Genomic DNA, 18,263 nt, shown 5'->3' with positions numbered 1-18,263 from the left:
CCGAAGATGTTTATACAAACATTTTCTATTCTGGCTTTATTGATTATTTTGGTTCATTTATTGGTGTTTTTAGTTTTTCCACATACTTATTTAGAAGTTAGGAAACAAGAAATTAATTCAAAAGCGGATGAAATTTCCAGTAAAATGAGAGGGAAAGATATTCAATATTTAGAACAAGCATTGGATTTTTATTCTAAAAATAGTGAAATAAAAGCCTTTATAAAAGGAAAAAATAGGAAAAATGAGATACAGATTGAAAAAAGCAGTAATATCAATTTAAAAAGTGATCATAATTCTTTAGTCATTGAAGAAAGAGAAATTGTATTAAATACAGGGAAAAAGATAACGATACGTTTTCTTTCTACAGCCGATATGCAAAAAGATGCGAAGGATCTCAGTTTTAAATTTTTACCTTATTCCTTATTTATTTCTTTTTTGTTTTCAATCATTATTTCTCTGATGTATGCCAAGGCTATTAAAAACAATATACAAGAAATAAAATCGGTTACGGATAAAATGATGACAATTGATAGAGGGGCTATTCTACAGGTTAATTCCACCAATGAAGTCGGGCAGCTAAAAGCACAAATCAACAATTTGTATTCAACTTTATTAGAATCTATTGATGATTTAGAAATTAAAAATAAGGAAATCGTAAGATTAGAAAAACTGAAATATGATTTTTTTAGAGGGGCTTCTCATGAACTTAAAACACCTTTGGCCAGTCTTAAGATTATATTAGAAAATATGAAATACAATATTGGTAAATATAAAAATAGAGATACTTATATCAATAGTTGTATTGATATTGTAGATGGATTGACAAAAAATATCTCCCAAATTTTATCGGTTTCTTCATTAGAACATTTAAAAAATGATGAAGAAGTCGTGAAGATCAATGATATTTTGAAAGAGGTGTTGGAAAAATATGAAGTATTAGCTAATCAAAAAAATATTGACGTTACTAATTGTTTATCCGATGAAACACTTTATATAGGCAAAACAGCATTGAAAATTATTTTATCCAATTTGATAGGCAATGCAATTAAGTACACAGAGGAATATGGTGTCATTAATATTGGGACGGATGGAAAGTGGTTGTATATTGAAAATTCATATGAGAAGACTCTAGATTTAGATCTAGATAGGATATTTGATATCAACTTTGATTTGAATAAGGAGAATAGCAATGGGCTGGGGTTGTATATCGTCAAAAATTTATTATTGAATTATAAAATCAACTATAAAGTAGCTAAAAATGAAATAGGAGTCATCTTTTTCATTGAGTTGAATGATCAGGAAGAAAATGGTGAATCGTGTTTTTGATGTAATAGATAAGCTTTTTATCTGTGGAGAAAAGAGTCTTTGTGATATAGTGTTAAATAGGTTTACGTATTTTTAGAATGTATCGTAGAAAAAGTTAGTTAAGGAGAAGATGTATGGACGGTTGTGAGCAGCGAAGTATATATGGATGGAGGTAGACTTAAGAATTGTTTTAGTTGTTTATAAATATATCGTTTTTGTTCTATTTGAGAAGTCTTAATCCATCGTTAGGCATAATTTTATTGCTCATATATATCGATATATGAGGGAAGGATACGATGGATTTTTATGTGCTTTTCAGGTAGAGGAGGATTAATATGAAGAAAGAAGTATTAAAAGAACCAATTTTTACAGAGAAAATCGTTGAAATCATTCAAACAGCTCAGTCTTCAGATGAAATCAGAGAAAAATTGACGGATTATCATGACAATGATATTGCTCAAAGTTTTGAACTATTAAGCCAAGAGGAAAGGAAACTTTTATATAGTGCTCTTGGTATTAAATGGATGGCTGAAATCATTCCTTATGTGGATGATATTGATCAATATATTGAAGAAATCGGAATGGATCAATTGGCTAATATGATCAATGAAATGGATGCGGATGATGCGGTCGATCTTTGGGAAGAGTTAGACGAAAGTATCAAAGATAAACTTCGTCCAAGAATTAATCATGAAACTAAAACGGATATCCGATTGATCAACTTATACGATGATGATGAAATTGGTAGCTTAATGACCACTAATTATATTTGTATCAAACAAAATCTGACCATTCGTCAAGCTATGCACGAATTGGTGAGACAAGCTGGAGAAAATGATAATATCATTACGATCTATGCAGTGGATGATCAAGGTTGTTTTTGTGGAGCAATTGATTTAAAAGATTTGATCATCGCTAGAGAAACGGTGGAATTGAGTACTTTAATCAGTTATGCTTATCCGTATTTACTAGACCATCAAAAAATTTCAGACAGCATTGAAAAAATCAAAAATTATGCGGAAGATTCATTGCCTGTTTTGGATAAAGATAAAAAGATTATTGGCATTATTACAGCGCAAGATGTCATTGAAGCGGTTGATGATGAATTAGGAGAAGATTATGCCAAATTGGCCGGTTTATCAGCGGAAGAAGATTTAAATGAAACCACTAAAGAGAGTGTGAAAAAAAGACTTCCATGGTTAATTATTTTATTATTTCTTGGTATGGGGGTTTCTACAGTTGTCGGAACGTTTGAGGGTGTTGTGGCTGTTTTGCCGATTGTCATCTGTTTTCAATCACTGATTTTGGATATGGCCGGAAATGTTGGTACGCAATCTCTTGCGGTCACTATACGAGTATTAATGGATGAAAATCTTAATAGTAAAGATAAACTTCTTTTAATATTCAAAGAGATGAGGGTAGGATTTTGTAATGGTGCATTGCTTGGAATACTGGCACTGATTTGTTTGGGTGGCTATATTGCTTTGTTTAAAGGGTATTCATTCGGAACGGCTTTTTTGATATCCGGATGTGTGGGGATATCTCTTCTGGTTGCTATCATCATTTCGAGCTTGGTAGGAACATTGGTTCCAATGTTTTTTAACAAATTGAAAATAGATCCGGCTGTGGCTTCCGGTCCTTTGATTACCACAATCAATGATTTGGTGGCTGTTATTACCTATTATGGGCTTGCTTGGGCATTATTAATTCAGATTATGAAAATAGTTTAAAGATGAAATCATTGATGGGCTGTTTTATAAAATGGTAGAGAGTGATCAGATTGTTTGACTTTGAGGAATAAAAGAAGGTATGTATAGAGAATATACATACCTTTTCTAGTGAAATGATTCTTCTTGATATATAGCAATGGAACTGAGCGGTTCTACTTTATGGATGAGGCTGTTGGGGTGTAGTTCTTGAATACGAGTCAACTCTTCTTCCGAGGCGTTGATATCTGTTATGAGATGGTGAATTTGATGGATATTGGCTGAGATATAGTTGTGTGTTTGACCGACTTTTGTATAATCACACAAAATAAATACACTTCCTAATGTATTTTGAATCATGGTTTCATTAATGGATGTTTCAGAGAAAATAGCGGTCGTCACGCCACTTTCACTGCTAATACCACTACATCCTAAGAAACATTTGTTAGCACGCACTTTGGATAGATTATTCAAAGCAAAATCACCAACCATAGCCTCTTTAGGATAACGTAATTCGCCACCGGTTAGAACAATATTAATGAGCGGACTATGTTTGACTAATACCATCTTGGCATTGTTGGTAATAATCGTACAACGTTTATTCATAATGTATTGTGGCATCAGCAAGGCGGTTGAACTGGTGTTAATAAAAATCGTATCATTTTCTTCGACATAGCTTGCTGCAAGTTTAGCGATGGCATGCTTATAACGACTGTTTGTAAAGTTGCTATTATCGTGATGAACCATGTGCTGAATGATTTTGGCCCCGCCATGATAACGTATGATAGCTCCTTTATCTTCCCAATATTGTAAATCACGTCGAATAGTGATTTCTGAAACATTAAAGTCGTTCATTAATTGTTTGACGGTAATATGACCTAGCTTTTGTATCAACATCATGATATCATTCCGTCTTTGTTGTACGATTTTATAATCAACTTTCATATTTTTATTCCTCATTTTAGTAATAGTATATCATTTAATGAATAAACGTTCGTATAAATAAAATGTAAAAGGATATAAATTTTCATTAAACAAAAAGAAAACGCTTAGATATTTATAAATAATCATATAAACAGTCAAATAAACATATAATTTTTTGATAATTGATATGGCAATTGTTATGATTAAAGCATATAAGAGGAGGAGGTAAAAATGCCAAAAGTAGATGAAATTACAAGGGAATCTTGGATTTTGGGAGCGTTTCCTGAGTGGGGAACATGGCTAAATGAAGAGATTGACAACACAGTTGTTGCACCGGGAACTTTTTCTATGTGGTGGTTAGGCTGTGTTGGAGTATGGTTTAAGACAGAAAATGACACCAATATTGCGATTGATCTATGGTTTGGAAATGGAAAGAGAACACAAAAGGTTTCGTCCATGGCTCCATACCATCAAATGCGGAATATGATGGGCGTTGAAAATCTGCAACCGAATTTGCGGGCGGCACCAATTGTATATGATCCATTTGGTGTCACAAAATGTGATGCTGTATTAGCAACACACTATCATAATGACCATATTGATCCATTCTTTGCGGCGGCTGTTTTGAAGAATTGTAGTCCTGATGTGCCATTTATCGGACCGGAAGAATGTGTGAAGAAATGGTTGGGTTGGGGTGTACCGAAAGATCGCTGTCGAGTGGTTAAGCCGGGTGATGTCATTACGATTAAAGACACAAAAATACATGTGTTAGAATCGTATGATCGTACTTGTCTTGTGACAACGGAGGTTGGTGAAGATATTGAAGGTATTTGCCCAACCAATATGGATCAAAAAGCGGTAAACTATATTATTGAAATGCCAGCCGGTACGGTTTATCACACAGGTGATTCACACTACAGTATTTGTTATGCGGATATTGGAAAGAAATATAATATTGATATTGCTTTTGGAGCCTATGGGGAAAATCCGGTTGGATGTCAGGATAAGATGACTTCAGTGGATATGTGTAGAATGGGTGAAGCCACTAAAGCAAAAGTGATCATTCCATTGCATCATGATGTTTGGACGAATATGAAAGCGGATCCGGAAGAAATTATGTTGGTATACAATTTCAAGAAAGATGTATTGAAATACCAATTCCATCCATTTATATGGGATGTAGGAGGAAAGTATACATGGCCATTAGATAAAGATTTATTGAAATTTCATTATCGTCGTGGCTTTGAAGATTGCTTCACGAAGAAACGCAACGTTCCGTTCCCAAGTATTTTGTAGACGAGGGAATGATCATGCTGTTACAAGATATTTTAGACAACCATTTGACAAGCTATCATACATCATTTTCGACGTGGCAAGAGGCGATTCAAGGATGTGGAGAAACTTTAATCCAAGAAGGATTTATAGATGAACGTTACGTTGAGGCTATCATTCAATGCGTTACGGAATATGGACCATATATTGTATTAGTCAAAGACGTGGCTATGCCACACTCCACGCTTGGTGCAGAAGGTGTTTATAAAACAGGAATTGGTTTTATGAAAGTAGAAACACCGGTAGTTTTTGATGAGCATGATCGAGAAAAAGACGCAAGATTATTCTTTACGCTTGCGGCTGTCAATAGTGATCAACATTTAGAAAATATGATGCAGTTGTCAGAACTTTTGATGAACGAAGAAATCGTTCGGGATTTATTAGAAGTACAAAATGATGATGATTTAAGAAAGGTCATCGAAAAATATAATTAGGGGATAATATGAATTTTTTGTATAATATTTGGGTTTGGTTTGCCAATAATATTTTAACCAAGCCGGCATACTTTATTGGTTTAATTGTTTTGATTGGTTACATTCTTCAAAAGAAGAAATGGTATGATTCACTTGCTGGTTTTATTAAAGCGACCGTCGGATTCTTAATCTTAAGCGTTGGTTCAGGCGGATTGGTTAGTAATTTCAGACCTATTTTGGTCGGTTTGAAAGATCGTTTCAATTTGCATGCAATGGTGATTGATCCATACTTTGGACAAAATGCGGTACAGTCAGCCATGGCAGGGATTGGGCGAAGCTTTTCACAAGTTATGTTTCTGTTATTGATTGCCTTTATCTTTAATTTAGTATTGGTTAAGTTTAATAAGTATACGAAATTGCGTGCTGTATTTACAACGGGACATGTGCAGATGCAACAAGCCGCAACGGCATTCTGGTTAATCTTATTCTGCTTCCCACAACTTGGGGAAACGCCAATATTGATTGTGATGTCTTTGATTCTTGGCTTATATTGGGCTGTTGGTTCTAACTTGACGGTTGAAATTTCACAGGATTTAACAGATGGTGGTGGTTTCTGTATTGCTCACCAACAAATGTTTGGGGTTGCTTTATTTACCTATCTTTCTAAGAAATTATTTGGCAATAAGAAGAATTCAAAGCGCATTGAAGATATTCAATTACCTGGTTTTATGTCTATTTTCAATGAAAACATGGTTTCAACCGCTATTTTGATGACCATTTTCTTTGGAGCTATTATGGCTGTTTTAGGTAAAGATTACTTTGTTCATGCAAAAGTCTTAAAAGAAAGTGCAAGTTTCTTTATGTATGTCATTGATACTTCCTTGAAATTTGCGGTTTATTTGGCTATTTTACAGCTTGGTGTTCGTACTTTCGTAACAGAATTGACCAATTCTTTCCAAGGTATTTCCAATACTTTCTTACCTGGAGCTGTTCCTGGTATCGATTGTGCGGCGACTTATGGATTTGGTAGTCCAAATGCTGTAACGATTGGTTTCTTATTTGGTGCTTTAGGTCAATTTATTGCTATTATGACATTATTGTTGTTGAAATCTCCAACCATTGTTATCGCAGGATTTGTACCGGTATTCTTTGATAATGCGACTATTGCAGTATATGCCAATAATAAAGGTGGCGTTAAAGCAGCTATGTTATTCCCATTTATTTCCGGCTTATGCCAAGTGTTTGGTAGTGCCTTGATTGCAGGATGGGTAGGTTTAGCGGCTCATGGTGGATATTTAGGTATGTGGGACTGGGCAGTTCTATGGCCAACTTTCACGGTGATTATGAAATATTTAAGCTTTGTTGGATTAGGATTGATTATCGTGATCTTAATTTTGATCCCTCAATTACAATATCGCAAACATCCGGATACTTATTTCTTATGTGTTGAAGATTATGAAGCTTATAAAGAAAAAGTTAAAAAGGAGTGAGTAGAACATGATTAAAGTATTAGTGGCTTGTGCCAATGGAGCCGGCACATCGTTGATGATGAAGATGCGTGTGGAAAAGGCATGTAAGGATCTGGGAATTGAAGTATCCAATATTCACCACTGTTCTCTTTCAGAAGGGAAGAGTGCTGCTGCACAATATGATGTCGTATTTTGTCCATTGAACTTTAAAAATATGTTTGTGGATGCAGAAAAGAAGGGCGTCAAGATTTGTGGCATGAAGAATGTGTTATCCGATAAAGAAGCACAAGCGCTTTTAAAAGAAGCGGGCTTTGCGGGATAAATAAGAAAGCTACTGCCATGCAGTAGCTTTTTAGAAAGGTTTTCATCATGAAAGTAAGTAAGAAAGTAATTGGTGAGTTGAATAAGTGCTATGCTTTGGCGAAAGTGGAATGGGATGGAAGACACTATTTGGCTTGTGCGGCTGAAAAAGAAGATCCTGCTTATTTGTACGATTACGAAGGGAACTATATTGAAAAATTATGGGATGGTCCAGGCGGTGTCATGTCGTTAGAACAGTACCCAAATCAACTATATCCAACTTTATTGGCAACATGGAAATTCTATTCACCAAATAATGGAGCGGATTCAAAAATCGCTTATTATACAAGACGGGATGGAAAGTGGGATGAGCATATTTTAACCACATTACCATTTGTTCATCGTTTTGGAACGATCAGGCGTAATGGGTATACTTATCTAGTGGCTTGTACATTAAAAAGTGCACATGCATTTAAAGATGATTGGACTTGCCCCGGACGAGTTTGGGTTGCTCAAATGCCAGAAGATCTATCCGGATACGATGAAGAGCATGAATTAGAATTAATGCCATTAATCAGTGGTCTAACAAAAAACCACGGTTTCTTTAAAGGAGAAGAAAATGGGTATGAAATAGTTTTGGTTGGTACGGATAATGGTATCTTCAAGATTATTCCACCTGCTTGTCCAAAAGAAGAATGGACTTATGAACAGCTTACGAAGGATCCTGCTTCTGATATGTTGTATGTAGATCTGGATGGTGATGGCAAAAAAGAATTGATGACTTTTGCGCCATTCCACGGGGATACTTTATCGGTATATAAACTGGTGGATGGTTTGTATCAAAAAGTATGGGAAGATTCTCGTAAAATGCCGTTTTTACATGCTATCTATCCGTTGTATTATAAATCTGTCATGTATGGAATATATGGGTATCGAAGAAATGAATTGGAATTGAATGCCTTGTACTATGACAAGAAGGAGAAGACATACAAGAGTATCCAACTAGATGAGGGTGCAGGGCCAACCAATGTATTGTGTTTTAAAGATGGTAGTGTGGATAAAATGATTGCAGCCAATCGTGAAACGAATGAAATTGCCTTGTATACAGTAGGAGATTAATATGTTGGAAGAATTAAAAAAGAAGGTTTATGAAGCGAATATGTTACTACCAAAGAATGGATTGGTTGTCTTTACATGGGGTAATGTGTCTGGTATTGATAGAGAAAAAGGATTGATGGTCATTAAACCATCTGGGGTGGAGTATGATCAATTAAAACCGGAAGATATGGTGGTTGTCGATGTGAAAACAGGAGAAAAAGTAGAGGGCGAGTATAGGCCTTCCTCAGATACTGACACACATCTTGTTCTATATCGCAGTTTTCCACATATTGGAGGAATTGTTCATACGCATAGTAAATGGGCTGTTTCTTTTGCCCAAGCAGGCATTGGTGTACAGCCTATGGGAACAACACACGGAGATTATTTCTATGGAGAGATTCCATGCACCCGCAAGATGACGAGTGAAGAAATTGCCGGTCAATATGAATTGGAAACGGGTAATGTCATTGTAGAAACATTTCAAAACAAGGAACCGGATGATATACCGGCTGTGCTGGTACATAGTCATGGACCATTTACATGGGGAAAAGATCCATTCAATGCCGTGCATAATGCCGTGGTTTTGGAAGAAGTTTGCTTTATGAATTATCATGCGTTATCTCTTAATCCACAAGCCGGAAGTATGCAGAAAGAATTGTTAGATAAACATTATTTGCGAAAACATGGAAAGAATGCGTATTATGGGCAATAGAGAGTATCGTTTAGGAATGTATGAAAAATCCATGCCAAAAGAGTTGTCATGGCAGGAAAAACTACGTATTTGCAAAGAATCGGGATTTGATTGGTTAGAAATATCCATTGATGAAACGGACGAAAAATTAGCTCGTTTAGATTGGAGTCAAAAAGAAAGAAATGAATTAAAAGCGGCTATTTTTCAAACGGGTGTTCCGATTCATACGATGTGTTTAAGTGGACATCGTAAGTACCCGTTAGGTGATCTGGATCCATGGATAGAAAAACGTAGTTTAGAAATCATGGAGAAGGCAATTGATTTAGCTCAAGATATTGGTGTACATATCATTCAGTTGGCTGGCTATGATGTCTACTATAAAGAAGGAAATGAGGATACGAAGGAACGATTTAAGAGCAATTTAATTAAAGCAACCATCATGGCTGCGAAAGCTGGGATTTTATTAGGCTTTGAAACCATGGAGACTCCTTTTATGGATACAGTGGAGAAGGCTATGGAGTATGTGAAATATGTTCATAGTCCTTACTTGCAAATTTATCCAGATATAGGGAATCTGACGAATGCTGAAAAGATATATGGAACTTCAGTGGTAGAGGATTTGTCTAAAGGGAATGGACATATTCTAGCGGCTCATTTAAAGGAAACGGTTCCGGGTAAATATCGGGAAATACCATTTGGGACAGGACATACAGACTATGTAAAAGATATTATTGTCCTAAAGGAAATGGGTGTTCGAATGTTTACGGGAGAATTTTGGTATACGGGGCAAGAAAATTGGCAAGACATTTGTAAGCAAGCCGCTTCTTTTCTAAGGAAACAGTTGGATCAAGTGTTTTAAAAATAGATAAGCAAGGTTATGGAATATGGTTTTCAAACCTTGTTTTTAAATCTATATTTTTAGTATTGTGATAGGAAATTCATTTATACTTAATTGAGCAAAGAGGGTTAGTGGTGAATTTCTAAGGATTTATAAGGTGGTGTGAAAAGCCCACCTTTTTTGTGTTATATTGGTGAATAGGTGATATAAATGGGATTAATAGATTTAGTGACTGATGCTTTTAGATTTAAGGAGACAGTTTTTTATAAAGAAACTAGTGATTTAAAAGACAGGTATAATGCTTTGAAAAAATTAAGTGATGAATATCCAAATAATAAAGAACTTTTAAGTGAAATGATGACTATTAAAAGAGGATTAGATGGAGAAGATGAAATTGCATATCAATTAAAAAAAGCACATATTGGAATGTATGTACTGAGAGATATTAAGGTAAAGTATGAAGATTTAACAGCTCAAATTGATTATGTCATCATAACTCCCGTCTATACTTATTACATAGAGTGCAAAAATTTAGTGGGAAATATTACTGTAACTGATAAAGGTGATTTTATAAGAGAACTGACTATTAATGGTAAAAAAGTTAAAAAGGGAATGAATTCTCCTTTGAGGCAAGTGGAAGCTCAAAGAGAAGTATTAAGAAAAATATGGGATAGTGGTTCTTCGACTATCAAAAAACTATTTGCTTCAAAATACTTTGATGATTATCGTAAGGTATTAGTGGTGGTGGCTAATCAAGATACAATCTTAAATACCAGTAAAGCGCCAAAGGCAATGAAGTACAAGATATTGCGGGCAGATGGTTTAATAAGACAAATAGAATATGATTTAAACCATAGAAAAAATGGCGAGCTTTTTGATACCAAAAATAGTATGGAGAAAACAGCTCAATCATATATCAATATATCCATTAAAGAGGCTATTAATTATTACGATTACTATAAAGAAAATTATTGTAGTCATATAAGTAATCAAGTTTGTGATGATTTAAAGGATAGGTTAATAGAATTGAGAAAAAAGAGATCTAGGGAAATGAAGATCCCGGCTTATTATGTTTATACCAATATAGAGTTGGATAAAATAGTAGAACTTAGACCTAAAACAATTGAGGAATTAAATGATTACAATATATTAACACCAGTTAAAGTTAATATTCATGGCAAAGCTATCATCGAAGAAATAAAAAAATAATTTATTTGAATATATTAAGAAAAAGTGTGATAGGTCACAATAAGTTAAGGAGAATGATAACAATGATAAAAGTACTTTTTATCTGCCACGGCAATATATGTCGTTCCCCAATGGCAGAATTCTTGTTTAAAGAAATGGTGGAAGAAAAAGGAATGAGTCAATTATTTGAGATTGATTCGGCTGCCACCAGTTCAGAAGAAATATGGAATGGCATAGGAAATCCGGTCTATCCCCCTGTTAAAGATTTATTGAAAAAAAGAGGCATTGATTGTTCTGATAAGCGAGCTCGTCAAGTCAATTGGGATGATTATCATCATTACGATTACCTTATTTGTATGGATCAACAAAATTATAAGAATTTAATGAACCTGTTTAAGAAAGATCCGGACCGCAAAATTTCCTTGCTGTTAAATCGACAAGATATTGAAGATCCATGGTATAGTGGCAATTTTGAAGGGGTATATCAACAGATTGAGCATGGATTACAAGTTTGGCTTGAAAAATTAACTACAGAAGCTTGATAATAAAAAAGAAAAGAGGAAAAAGATGATAACAGCAATTTTTTTAGCGAATGGTTTTGAAACGTGTGAGGCTTTGATTACCGTTGATTTACTAAGAAGAGCGGGAATGGATATTGACATGATATCCATGAACGATGATTTAAGTGTAGAAAGTTCCCATGGTGTGGCGGTGCAAGCCAATCGCTTATTTAAAGAGATTCAACCAATGGATTATGACATCCTAATCATGCCTGGCGGGAAAGTGGGAACCATTAATTTAGAAGCGAATGAAACATTGAAACTGGCTTTTAGAAAGCATATTGAACAAGGAAGATTGGCGTGTGCCATTTGTGCAGCCCCTTCAATCTTAGGTCATATGGGTTTGCTTAAAGGTAAGAAATATACCTGTTATCCGGGATTTAATGAAGATGGTTTTGAAGGTGAATATCAACAGTCTCTTATTGTTCAAGATGGTCATATAATAACAGGACGTGGAATGGGGGCAACTATTGATTTTGCCTTAGCGATTGTTGAAACCTCTCTGGGTTTAGAAGCTCGTAAACAGGTGGAAATAGGTATTCAATACGAACATTCATTCTTAGAATATTGACTTCAGATTGGAGACTTTTAGTGGAAATTTGACTGATCATCATTTGGAATCAGACTCATATGGATGGATGTAGTTGGGATGATGAACTCTAGCGATCTCTTCTTATGATGAATCATAGTGAAAAAGAATTTGGTTTTGAAAAGATTAGAAAGGAAATGACATGATATTTTGGGTGGTAGTGATTTTGATCCTATTGTATTTTCTATATATCTTTTTAGTTTCTTTAAGAAAGGATTTTATGGTTTATGAAAAGTCCTCTATCCAACACCATTTTGCGATATTAATTCCGGCTAGAAACGAAGAGCAGGTCATAGGTCCTTTAATAGAATCGCTTCAGAAACAAGAGTATTCGAATACCGCATATGATATTTATGTTTTAGTCAATAATAGTCAAGATCAGACAGAAAAGATTGCTTTAAATCAAGGGACTAGAGTCATTCATATGGATCGAGAGGTTCGTTCAAAAGCGGAAGTATTAAAGGTTGCTTTTGAGAAACTGCAATCAGATTCAAAAATAGAGGCTTATATTATTTTAGATGCGGATAATTTGGCGGATGCACAATTCTTAGAACAGATGAATCGAGCCTATGGACATGGATATCAACTTTATCAAGGAAGAAGAACGGGGAAGAATATTCAAGATAGTTGGCTAAGTTCTTGTTATGAAGTTTTTTATATTTTACAAAATATGGTATTTAATCATGCCCATATGCAAAAAGGACATAGTGCTTCTCTAAATGGAACGGCTTGGATGATGAAAAGGTCATTCTTGAAAGAGTATGGTTTTCCGGTTGAATTATTGACAGAAGATATTGAGTTAAGCGCTATTGCAGCATTAAAAGGAGAGAGAATTGGCTACGTTCATGAAGCTTTTGTATATGATGAATATCCAGCCACTATCAAAATGGCGTGGATTCAATTAAGACGTTGGGTTTTTGGACAGTTACAGTGTATGCGGCGTTATGCTTATTGCTTGCTTAAAGAGGGAGTTAGGAAGCACTCTTTTGTTTGCCTGGATATGTTTGTGATATTGGTGGCACCAATTTTATTTCTGATTGCTTTGGTGGTACTGATTGGTATGTGTCTTTTTCAAGATGGTTTTGTACAGTGGCTATTTCGATCAATTGGTTGGATCCTACTAGTTGTCTATGGATTGATTGTATGGGTGCAATGCTTGGCAGTCAGAAAAAATGGTACAAAACTGATAAGGGTTTGGAAGGGAATTGTATTTTTCCCATTATTTGTGATGTTATTTATTCCCATGATATTCTTAAATTTATGTCGCAAAAAGGCGGAATGGAAGCCGGTGATACATGATCGGAAACTGAAAATTGAAGATATGAAATGATAGAGTTTTTAGAGAAATATTTAAGAATCTTTTTTTGATGATAGGCAGTCTGGTTAGTGATGGTTTTTTCTATTCTACATCGCATTCTTTTTATACTTATTTAGGAGCTTAGATTTGATTGATATTCGCCAATTTAGTTTAAAATAGAGGGAAGACAACAAGAAGCCATTCCGGTTAATTTACTAAAACATGTTAGATAAAGTAATAGAAAATAAAGGAGGGTTATATGGTAGATCAGTATCCAGTTGTTACATTATGTGGCAGTACACGTTTCAAAAATGAATTTATGCAAGCTCAAAAAGTACTTACTTTAGCTGGTAAGATTGTAATTAGTGTGGGGTTATTTGGGCATTCAGGAGATGAGGAAGTCTGGGAAAATATGGATGAAGGAACATTGACTAAAACGAAAGAAATGTTGGATGACATGCACAAAAGAAAGATTGATATGGCAGATGAAATATTTGTTATCAATAAGAACGGGTATATTGGAGATAGTACTAAGTCGGAAATCGCCTATGCTAAGAAAACGGGTAAAAAAGTTTCTTATTTAGAAAATTTTTGATATAAATTGAGATAAATAAAAAGGGAGGAATGATGGAAAAATTTTTAGTGATCGGTTTATTGGCTATATTGGGAGCCTTTTTGATAAAGAAAGTTGTAAAACCACCAGTTGGTCCTTCCTATAAATTAAAAACAATCATTTTTGCGATGGGAAGTGTTCCGATTCCAACGGTAACAGAGTTAGGAAATTTGATTTTTGTTTCAAAAGGGAAAAGAAAATTTATTTTGCCGACAGAGTTTGATTTATGGCAAGAGGTAAAACTTTTTGAAAATGGAATTGTTTTAAAAAGAAACAAAAAAGAAAAGATAGTGTTTTTTCATGAATTATATGCCATTGAACCAATGTTGATTCATTCATTATTTGTGAAAGGGAAATATTTTGGTTATGCGTTGCAATTTAGAAACAATGAAAGAATTGATATAAAAAGTTGTGATTTAGAGGAATTAGATGTACTGATTGAGAAGTTATGTCTTCTATTCCCAGATGAAACAGGGAAAGCCCTTATATGTGATGTTGATTAGGAAAAATGCTAGAATTTTTGATTGTTGAAAGGAATTGGATGATCACCTATAGGTATAAAAACACCATCTGAAATGAATGGTGTTTTTATATATAGAAAATTATTTATTGAGATCAAGCATGAATTTCATTGGCTTGTGTTAAGGCAAACTTAGCAGACAATGGCCCGATTAGTTCGTAAATCAAGGTGGCGGAAAGAATAATGGTTTGAATTTCCATTCCCAATTCACCAGGCATATCTTTAATGACTAAAGTAGCCAAACCAATAGCCACACCGGCTTGAGGCATTAACGCAAAGCCGATATAGTTTTTAACAACGGATGGTTGTTTTGAAATATTTGCACCGACATAAGATCCCAACCATTTTCCACCAAAACGGAGTGAGATATAGAGAATGCCTAGGATACCGACTTTTGGTAAAGCGGATAGATTTAACTCGGCACCGGATAACACAAAGAAAAGAATAAAAAGAGGATAAGTCCAATCATTGATGGAAGACAGTACTTTTTGAGCATCTTTTCGGGTGTTCACATAGGAAGAACCTAAAGCCATGCAGACTAATAGATCACTTAGTCCAAAACTTTTTGCTAAAGCACAAGCAATTAGGATAAAACTAATACATAGTGACATACGATTCATCACAATTTGAAAATACCGGTGGATAAAAGATAGAATGAGTCCTAAGACGATGCCTAAAACCAGAGAAGCTATGATTTTGACAATTGGAAATAGAATGGTATTCACCAAAGAAAAGGCTTGATGATTCATCATGCCAATCGCAATGGAAATTGAAATGGAATACGTAATTAGACCGATGGCATCATCAGCTGCGACCACCGGTAATAACATTCTGGTTAAAGGACCGTCTGCTTTATATTGACGGACAATCATTAAAGTGGCGGCGGGAGCTGTAGAAGCAGCTAAAGCCCCAAGAATCAAACATTCTGCTGGTGGAAAACCTAACAATAAAGTGACTGTATCCACAATTAAGACAGCTCCCAATGCTTCAAAAAGAGTGATGATTAGGGCCGGTTTCCCAATGGATTTTAAGGTTTTTAACTCAAATTCATCGCCGATTGAAAAGGCAATAAAACCTAAAGCAACTTCAGGAATGATACCTAAAGATGCTAAGGTTTCATGATTGAGGATATTAAGTAGATGAGGTCCTATCAAAACACCAATGAGAATATAAGCTGTTACATTTGGCAGTTGGATTTTTTTGGTAACTAACGTTAATAATAATCCCACCAAAATAGCAAGACCAAGAGGGAAGGTAAGACTCATTAATCGGTGACTCCTTCCCATCGTGTAACTGGTAAGCAGAATAAAACACCGCTATTTGGTAATTTTAAATCACCGGAAATTTGGTGAATAATTTCAATTCCTGTTTGAATTTGTTCGTCTTTGAGAACAACCATAATAATTTTATTTTGAGGACGTTCGGGATTTAAAAATTGCCGTAAACCTCCAAACATGGATAGTGTTTTTACTTCGTCAGAATGGTTTAAATTAGCTAACATGCCTTCACAATCTAAGACACTGGCACCATGAAAACCCGATTCCATCATTTTTGCTAAAATAGGAGAAACACTTTCTTCGTGATTGGTAATATGAACAAGTAATTGCATAAATGTATAAATAGACCTTTCTCTTCTTATTATAGGAGATGGTAGAAAATACTTTCAAGAAAAGTTCTAGATATAATCTTGTATACAAAAGGAAAAGAAGACGGATGAGGGATAGGGGTGGAAGTTTTGCAAAAAAGGGATCTTGAAATCCCTTTTAATTAGCAATCGGATGATGAGGGGCGAAAGAATGAGTATCCAATGTCGCAAAAGTATAGCCATTAGCTTTTCCCCATTTAATGATTCTTTCTACAGCACGAATGGAATAAAGTTTTGTGTCATGTTGGAGAACGACAGAAGGGTAATGGTATTTTGTGTTGGCCTTGATTTGACGAATGACGTTGTTATAAACCCCATCGGAGGAAGTGGTACTACCGGCATCACCTGAGGAAACATTCCAATCAAAATAGACATAGCCTTTTAGCGTTATTTCTTTTACCAATTCACGCATGATTCCTTTTGTATAGTTTCGTGATACTGTATTGGAAGAGCCTCCTGCAAAACGAAATAACTTAGTTCCTTTCCCTGTTTGGGATTTAATAGTATTCATCTGTGCATAGAAGTCTTTCCAAAAGGCTTGTTTAGAAGAATAAATTTTTTGGTAATTATGAGTATAAGTATGTAAGGCTATCGTATGTCCAGCTTCCGCTTCTTTGCGAATCATGTGAAGATGAGTTTTATCACAAGAAGTTGTAAAGAAAGTGGCTTTTACTTGGTTCTTGGCTAAAATAGCTAATAATTCTTCTGTATAACGACTAGGACCATCATCAAAAGTGAGATAGATGGTTTTTTCATTGGATTTGGTCATTTTGGAAGGTTCGACTACATGGACAATTCGTTTCAGCTCAGTTTTATTATGATGGGCATCTTCTACTTGATAGCTGAGGTTATAATCACCCACTTGATTGACATTGACCGTTCCTGAAACACGCACATTTTTAGTAACATCACCATCGACATCATCTATGGCTTGGTAAGTATCTACCCATTTTTGACCTTTTGGCCACTGGATTTCTTTTCCACCAAGTAATTGAATTTGTGGACCTTTACGATCATCATAGATGATTTTTCGCTCTACCTTAGTCATATTTCCCGAACTATCTTGGACACTATAATAGACCACACCGTCTTTGATTTCTTTTTTGACTTGTTTGGTTAAATCACCATCGTAATTATCCATGCAAGTGAAGCCTTCTTCTTGGTAATCATGACCAATAGGCGTATAAGAATTCGGTTTATGAGTTAATTGAATTTTTGGTGCTTCACGGTCAACCACTCGAACATTTTGAATGACTTCTTTTTTAAGGTTTCCTTGATCGACTTTGTATCGCAGGGTATAAGAACCTAGTTTTGTGGTATCCACATGACCGCTACGGGTAAAGGGAACTTCTTTTTTATAGAACGGTAAAAGAGACCATCTCTCATAAGCTTTTGTGTGTGAATCATCATAGGAAGATTTGTAGTCGACGGTTGATGAAGGCATAGATTCAAAAACAATTGTTTTTTATTGAAAAAACAAAGGAAATGCCATAAATGATTATGGTGAATAATAAGCTGATGAGAAGCCACTTTGCCCAAGAATGTTTTTTCATGCTGACGTCCTTTCTGGGATATTGGAGTTTATATATTTTAGTAATAGAATGATTTGTTTTCCTATCCGTAAGTTTACTTTTATTATAAAGCAAAATGAATAGAAATTAACATTTGAATATAATGTGGTATTTTAAGTGTATAATATTTGAATATATATTCAAATAAAAAGTTGATATATTTGTTTGAATAATCACTCATATGAACAAATAATATGACGAAAA

Annotated in this window: 19 protein-coding genes; 15 read left to right on the top strand and 4 right to left on the bottom strand. The window is 34.8% G+C overall.

Features of this window, described 5'->3' with window-relative positions; genetic code table 11:
• Positions 1-6: 6 nt before the first annotated feature.
• Both HMPREF9013_RS00850 and mgtE read left to right on the top strand, forming a co-directional pair.
• Entirely contained in the window at positions 7-1,326 is a 1,320-nt protein-coding gene (locus HMPREF9013_RS00850) for a sensor histidine kinase (RefSeq protein ID WP_456297471.1), read from the top strand.
• Between the two features lie 314 nt (positions 1,327-1,640).
• On the top strand, positions 1,641-3,035 hold the full coding sequence (mgtE, locus tag HMPREF9013_RS00845) for a magnesium transporter (protein ID WP_006626477.1): 1,395 nt from the start codon (positions 1,641-1,643) through the stop codon (positions 3,033-3,035).
• Between the two features lie 105 nt (positions 3,036-3,140).
• Here the strand turns inward: mgtE and HMPREF9013_RS00840 are convergent, their stop codons facing one another.
• Entirely contained in the window at positions 3,141-3,956 is an 816-nt protein-coding gene (locus tag HMPREF9013_RS00840) for a DeoR/GlpR family DNA-binding transcription regulator (protein WP_006626476.1), read from the bottom strand.
• Between the two features lie 210 nt (positions 3,957-4,166).
• Between HMPREF9013_RS00840 and ulaG the strand changes: the two genes are divergently transcribed.
• The 13 genes from ulaG to HMPREF9013_RS00775 all read left to right on the top strand — a co-directional run bounded on the left by ulaG (position 4,167) and on the right by HMPREF9013_RS00775 (position 14,826).
• Positions 4,167-5,231 (top strand): L-ascorbate 6-phosphate lactonase, encoded by a 1,065-nt coding sequence (gene ulaG / locus HMPREF9013_RS00835; protein ID WP_006626475.1) that lies wholly within the window; start codon positions 4,167-4,169, stop codon positions 5,229-5,231.
• Between the two features lie 14 nt (positions 5,232-5,245).
• Positions 5,246-5,701: a PTS sugar transporter subunit IIA gene (locus HMPREF9013_RS00830; RefSeq protein WP_006626474.1), complete on the top strand. Its 456-nt coding sequence runs from the start codon at positions 5,246-5,248 to the stop codon at positions 5,699-5,701.
• Between the two features lie 8 nt (positions 5,702-5,709).
• Entirely contained in the window at positions 5,710-7,170 is a 1,461-nt protein-coding gene (locus HMPREF9013_RS00825) for a PTS ascorbate transporter subunit IIC (RefSeq protein WP_006626473.1), read from the top strand.
• A gap of 7 nt (positions 7,171-7,177) precedes the next feature.
• Positions 7,178-7,471, top strand: coding sequence for a PTS sugar transporter subunit IIB (locus HMPREF9013_RS00820; RefSeq protein ID WP_006626472.1), 294 nt, complete (start codon positions 7,178-7,180; stop codon positions 7,469-7,471).
• Positions 7,472-7,518: 47 nt separating this feature from the next.
• Positions 7,519-8,568, top strand: coding sequence for a hypothetical protein (locus tag HMPREF9013_RS00815; protein ID WP_006626471.1), 1,050 nt, complete (start codon positions 7,519-7,521; stop codon positions 8,566-8,568).
• A gap of 1 nt (position 8,569) precedes the next feature.
• Complete coding sequence (gene araD / locus HMPREF9013_RS00810) at positions 8,570-9,259, top strand: L-ribulose-5-phosphate 4-epimerase (RefSeq protein ID WP_006626470.1); 690 nt, start codon at positions 8,570-8,572, stop codon at positions 9,257-9,259.
• Positions 9,249-10,097 carry an L-ribulose-5-phosphate 3-epimerase gene (locus HMPREF9013_RS00805; protein ID WP_006626469.1) on the top strand — a complete coding sequence of 283 codons (849 nt, stop codon included), beginning with the start codon at positions 9,249-9,251 and terminating at the stop codon, positions 10,095-10,097. Before araD ends, HMPREF9013_RS00805 begins: the two co-directional genes overlap by 11 nt.
• Positions 10,098-10,286: 189 nt before the next feature.
• On the top strand, positions 10,287-11,285 hold the full coding sequence (locus HMPREF9013_RS00800) for an NERD domain-containing protein (protein WP_006626468.1): 999 nt from the start codon (positions 10,287-10,289) through the stop codon (positions 11,283-11,285).
• Between the two features lie 62 nt (positions 11,286-11,347).
• A complete protein-coding gene (locus tag HMPREF9013_RS00795; RefSeq protein ID WP_006626467.1) occupies positions 11,348-11,806 on the top strand; it encodes a low molecular weight protein-tyrosine-phosphatase in 459 nt (152 codons plus the stop codon).
• Between the two features lie 25 nt (positions 11,807-11,831).
• On the top strand, positions 11,832-12,395 hold the full coding sequence (locus HMPREF9013_RS00790; RefSeq protein ID WP_006626466.1) for a DJ-1 family glyoxalase III: 564 nt from the start codon (positions 11,832-11,834) through the stop codon (positions 12,393-12,395).
• A gap of 238 nt (positions 12,396-12,633) precedes the next feature.
• Positions 12,634-13,743, top strand: coding sequence for a glycosyltransferase family 2 protein (locus HMPREF9013_RS00785; RefSeq protein ID WP_198002107.1), 1,110 nt, complete (start codon positions 12,634-12,636; stop codon positions 13,741-13,743).
• A gap of 226 nt (positions 13,744-13,969) precedes the next feature.
• The gene (locus tag HMPREF9013_RS00780; RefSeq protein ID WP_006626464.1) at positions 13,970-14,305 is read left to right on the top strand and encodes a hypothetical protein; all 336 of its coding nucleotides are present in this window, start codon (positions 13,970-13,972) and stop codon (positions 14,303-14,305) included.
• A 32-nt stretch (positions 14,306-14,337) separates the two neighbouring features.
• Positions 14,338-14,826, top strand: a complete 489-nt coding sequence (locus HMPREF9013_RS00775; protein WP_006626463.1) for a hypothetical protein — start codon at positions 14,338-14,340, stop codon at positions 14,824-14,826.
• Between the two features lie 112 nt (positions 14,827-14,938).
• Here HMPREF9013_RS00775 and HMPREF9013_RS00770 read toward each other — a convergent pair whose 3' ends face one another.
• The 3 genes from HMPREF9013_RS00770 to HMPREF9013_RS00760 all read right to left on the bottom strand — a co-directional run bounded on the left by HMPREF9013_RS00770 (position 14,939) and on the right by HMPREF9013_RS00760 (position 17,932).
• The gene (locus HMPREF9013_RS00770; RefSeq protein WP_006626462.1) at positions 14,939-16,108 is read right to left on the bottom strand and encodes a cation:proton antiporter; all 1,170 of its coding nucleotides are present in this window, start codon (positions 16,106-16,108) and stop codon (positions 14,939-14,941) included.
• On the bottom strand, positions 16,108-16,452 hold the full coding sequence (locus HMPREF9013_RS00765) for a hypothetical protein (RefSeq protein WP_006626461.1): 345 nt from the start codon (positions 16,450-16,452) through the stop codon (positions 16,108-16,110). The genes HMPREF9013_RS00770 and HMPREF9013_RS00765 overlap by 1 nt, the downstream gene beginning before the upstream one ends.
• Before the next feature lie 154 nt (positions 16,453-16,606).
• On the bottom strand, positions 16,607-17,932 hold the full coding sequence (locus tag HMPREF9013_RS00760) for a polysaccharide deacetylase family protein (protein WP_006626460.1): 1,326 nt from the start codon (positions 17,930-17,932) through the stop codon (positions 16,607-16,609).
• Between the last annotated feature and the right edge of the window lie 331 nt (positions 17,933-18,263).

The organism is Bulleidia extructa W1219 (assembly GCF_000177375.1).
GTDB classification, from domain to species: Bacteria; Bacillota_I; Bacilli_A; order Erysipelotrichales; family Erysipelotrichaceae; genus Bulleidia; species Bulleidia extructa.
The sequence above is the reverse complement of the archived record's forward strand: the minus strand, read 5'-3'. Positions and strand labels throughout refer to the sequence as shown.

Bases quoted from the DNA above. Each gene is read 5' to 3' on its own strand.
- HMPREF9013_RS00850 (WP_456297471.1), top strand. From the start codon at position 7: ATGTTTATACAAACATTTTCTATTCTGGCTTTATTGATTATTTTGGTT.
- mgtE (WP_006626477.1), top strand. From the start codon at position 1,641: ATGAAGAAAGAAGTATTAAAAGAACCAATTTTTACAGAGAAAATCGTT.
- HMPREF9013_RS00840 (WP_006626476.1), bottom strand. From the start codon at position 3,956: ATGAAAGTTGATTATAAAATCGTACAACAAAGACGGAATGATATCATG.
- ulaG (WP_006626475.1), top strand. From the start codon at position 4,167: ATGCCAAAAGTAGATGAAATTACAAGGGAATCTTGGATTTTGGGAGCG.
- HMPREF9013_RS00830 (WP_006626474.1), top strand. From the start codon at position 5,246: ATGCTGTTACAAGATATTTTAGACAACCATTTGACAAGCTATCATACA.
- HMPREF9013_RS00825 (WP_006626473.1), top strand. From the start codon at position 5,710: ATGAATTTTTTGTATAATATTTGGGTTTGGTTTGCCAATAATATTTTA.
- HMPREF9013_RS00820 (WP_006626472.1), top strand. From the start codon at position 7,178: ATGATTAAAGTATTAGTGGCTTGTGCCAATGGAGCCGGCACATCGTTG.
- HMPREF9013_RS00815 (WP_006626471.1), top strand. From the start codon at position 7,519: ATGAAAGTAAGTAAGAAAGTAATTGGTGAGTTGAATAAGTGCTATGCT.
- araD (WP_006626470.1), top strand. From the start codon at position 8,570: ATGTTGGAAGAATTAAAAAAGAAGGTTTATGAAGCGAATATGTTACTA.
- HMPREF9013_RS00805 (WP_006626469.1), top strand. From the start codon at position 9,249: ATGGGCAATAGAGAGTATCGTTTAGGAATGTATGAAAAATCCATGCCA.
- HMPREF9013_RS00800 (WP_006626468.1), top strand. From the start codon at position 10,287: ATGGGATTAATAGATTTAGTGACTGATGCTTTTAGATTTAAGGAGACA.
- HMPREF9013_RS00795 (WP_006626467.1), top strand. From the start codon at position 11,348: ATGATAAAAGTACTTTTTATCTGCCACGGCAATATATGTCGTTCCCCA.
- HMPREF9013_RS00790 (WP_006626466.1), top strand. From the start codon at position 11,832: ATGATAACAGCAATTTTTTTAGCGAATGGTTTTGAAACGTGTGAGGCT.
- HMPREF9013_RS00785 (WP_198002107.1), top strand. From the start codon at position 12,634: ATGGTTTATGAAAAGTCCTCTATCCAACACCATTTTGCGATATTAATT.
- HMPREF9013_RS00780 (WP_006626464.1), top strand. From the start codon at position 13,970: ATGGTAGATCAGTATCCAGTTGTTACATTATGTGGCAGTACACGTTTC.
- HMPREF9013_RS00775 (WP_006626463.1), top strand. From the start codon at position 14,338: ATGGAAAAATTTTTAGTGATCGGTTTATTGGCTATATTGGGAGCCTTT.
- HMPREF9013_RS00770 (WP_006626462.1), bottom strand. From the start codon at position 16,108: ATGAGTCTTACCTTCCCTCTTGGTCTTGCTATTTTGGTGGGATTATTA.
- HMPREF9013_RS00765 (WP_006626461.1), bottom strand. From the start codon at position 16,452: ATGCAATTACTTGTTCATATTACCAATCACGAAGAAAGTGTTTCTCCT.
- HMPREF9013_RS00760 (WP_006626460.1), bottom strand. From the start codon at position 17,932: ATGCCTTCATCAACCGTCGACTACAAATCTTCCTATGATGATTCACAC.